We start from the raw sequence: 3,002 nt of genomic DNA, 5'->3' as shown, positions 1-3,002 counted from the left end.
TTCCGTTTTCCCCGTCACTTGCGTGGCATTATCCCCGACGGGATTTACCGTCGGTTTCGCCGGAGGGGTCTTGTCAACGACGGTGACCTTCACTTTTTCACTTCTGTTCCCGGAACTGTCTTCCGCATAAACCGTTAATACGGTCCCAGCATTCTGTTTCGGGATCGAAACCGAGAAATTCCCCCAGCTGTCAGCGATCCCAAAACCGATCCAGTAGGAATCTTTTTCCACATATACACTCGCCCACGGCACCGTCGTCCCTTTGACAACCGTATCCTGATCGGAAACCTCATCGACGCTCAGGCTGACCTTCGGGATGCTAATTTCATCGCCGCGGACATACGTGTACGTGACCTGCTCGCCTTTATCGGCAGGTTCTGTAAAATTGTCCATATTAATTTTTTTCACAATTGCGCCGCCGCCGAACAAATAAGTCGGACCGCCAGTATAAATCCTCGGCTCAATGCGGTCAAAACCGGGGGCCCCTTTAAAACCGTACAAACCCGTCGGTTCTTTTTTCAACAGGGCGACGCGAAAGTTCGTCATCATTTTTCCGAAGGTTAATGACGGATCAATATATTTCTTGATGACGCTTTCGACTGCCCGATAATCTTCATTCGGATCCTGAATGATTTCTTTAAAAATGGCGTTTCCTTGTCCCGCCTGCAATTTAATATATTGGCCGAACAAATAGGACAAGGAATAGTTGGCCAAGACGTCGCCATAGCTGTCCCAAAACAACAGGGAATGCCCTTCCCGAATGGATTCGGAGACATTGTAATAGTCGATCCGGTCGCTCAAAACCTTTCCTAAATAAATCTGTTCGGCGGCCATGGACAAGGCTTCGTTCAACCAAGTATCCATGCCCAGATAATTGCCCTCGATGAGCACATTCTGATTGTAATTGACCATATGTTGGAACTCATGGGCGAGGGTGGAATAAGCCTTCGTCACATCCTTCGTACCGCTCATGCCCATCGTGGGATAGGTATCAATGTAAAAAATTTCCGATCGATTGGAATACGGGTCATTATGCAAGTCCCGCCCATAGAAGTAACCGGCCACATAGCCCCCGTACCCAGCAAATCCGTCTTGAATATCGAAGCATAAGATATTGATTTTCCCGTCGCCGTCGACATCGGATTCCTTCCCGAAATGATTGACGACCGTCGAGTAGATTTTTTGGTCAAATTCTTTCCCCAATTGTTCCGCTTGGTTTTTCGTAATCTGATTATTATGCACCCAGACATTCGCCTTTGTCCCGCTGTAAAGCAATTCCGCTTCGATCTGATAATCTTCGTCCGTCATCAAATCGGTCACCCAAAAATCTTTTTTGTCGCCGACTTGATAGCTTCGGGTGATCCGGTTCGTGCTTTTATTCAGCGGTTTGCTGTTATTTTTTTTCGGATCGTAAGGAAGGACGGCATCCATCCGATAGGCGCCGGGGTTTAAGTTTTTGTCGATGGTGATCTTCGAGTTGTCCATACGAAAGTCAAAAGAACCCGTATATTGAAAATCCCATTCATCTACCGATTCATTGCTGATGACCACATAGTCATCAGAGGTGTCGGCGTTTAAGGGATTCTCCACTTTGAACGTGGTGACGGCCGAATAATACCCGGGATTTGCTTCATTCACAATGCCTAAGCGAACATAAATATATTCCTGATCTGTGTAATAATCATTGGGGATCGTGGAAATCAAATTCACATTCGTATATCCAACGGTGTTAAAGCTCGTACGTCCGATATATTCAAGATAACCGCCAATATCGTAAAAAAATTCAAAATATACCTTGCTTTCTTTGGTATATGCGAAGTCGGACGCATACCCGACGATGAGGTCAATACTATCGGGATAAGATGGACTTTCTCTAACCTCTTTTAATGTAAATGTATGGTTCGTCCCATAACGGTCTTTCAGATCGGCAATTTTTTGCCCTTGCGAAACGAGCGGATATTCGGCGGGATCATGATAATCGAAGGTCGATTGCAAGTTTGACGGATTCTTTAACGGGCGGGAATCCGTCGCGGCAATCTTCTTCAATACTTTAACGTCCGCGTCACGGGCAGACGGGGATTCCCCCTTTGCCGGTAGCGGGGAAAACACGAGAAGGCTTACTAACATTATAGACAATATTTTTCGTAATCTTTTCATTCAAATCCTCCTGACATGAAAATTCGACAATGAAACTGTCAATATGGAAACCGTTTTCACTTTATAAAAAGCATCCCCCTCTCCAGCATCCCTCGGAAAACTAGTATTCTTACTTAAAATTTTATACGAAACTCATGAAAAGAAAATCGTTTTTTTCATTTTTTTGGAAAACTTGCTGTTGCTGAGCGTTTAATAGGACAGAAAATATAACCACGGCTTTTCCATGACCCCAGAAGATTCGACACGCAAGAAATCGAATGATCTTAAAACGGCGCAGCCGGTTAATTCCAAATCTTTGTGAAATTTTTGCGTCTCGCTCGACGGACTCAGGTTTGGCCATACGAACCGTTTCCCGTCCGCTTTATTACCCAATTTCTTGCGCTTCAGGACGCAACTTTCGGCATTTCAAAAATTAAAATTTTGCCATATTCAACGGCATAAAAAACTGGAACCCCATGAGGTTCCAGTTTTCCGTTATTCAGAATGAAAGGAGGGAGTGCGTACCCCTCGTCGGCGTTGGCTTCCCTTGAGGCAGCCAGATCCCGCCGTCCATTTGATCCGCTCATCCCGGACCTGATCGTTATGAATCTGCAGCCCATAATCGTTCATGGACCGGAGGCTTGCGGAAACCGCATCACCACCGCCTAATACACTTTTACCGTCCGGGCGGCGCTGCGGTTTCCTGCTTTATCGATGGCGTACACTTTCAGTACCGTGCCTTTTTTCTGGGCGGAAATGGCGACGCTGAAGGTGCCTTTCGCGGATACGGCGCCTTTGCCGATGAGCTTCGAGCCGCGATAAATGTAAATGGTCGCGCCTTTTTCCGTTTTCCCGGTCACTTTTTT

General features: G+C 46.2%; 2 protein-coding genes. Both read right to left on the bottom strand.

Going from position 1 to position 3,002, the window contains the following annotated elements:
- On the bottom strand, positions 1–2,157 hold a 2,157-nt coding region (locus A3EQ_RS21810; protein WP_154652884.1), incomplete at its 3' end, for an Ig-like domain-containing protein.
- 644 nt (positions 2,158–2,801) lie between these two features.
- Positions 2,802–3,002: Ig-like domain-containing protein (locus A3EQ_RS22730; protein WP_040369522.1), on the bottom strand; the 201-nt coding region annotated here is incomplete at its 5' end.

The sequence above is a fragment of the Caldibacillus debilis DSM 16016 genome (assembly GCF_000383875.1).
Lineage (GTDB): Bacteria > Bacillota > Bacilli > Bacillales > Caldibacillaceae > Caldibacillus > Caldibacillus debilis.
This window is presented reverse-complemented; position numbering and strand designations above follow the sequence as displayed.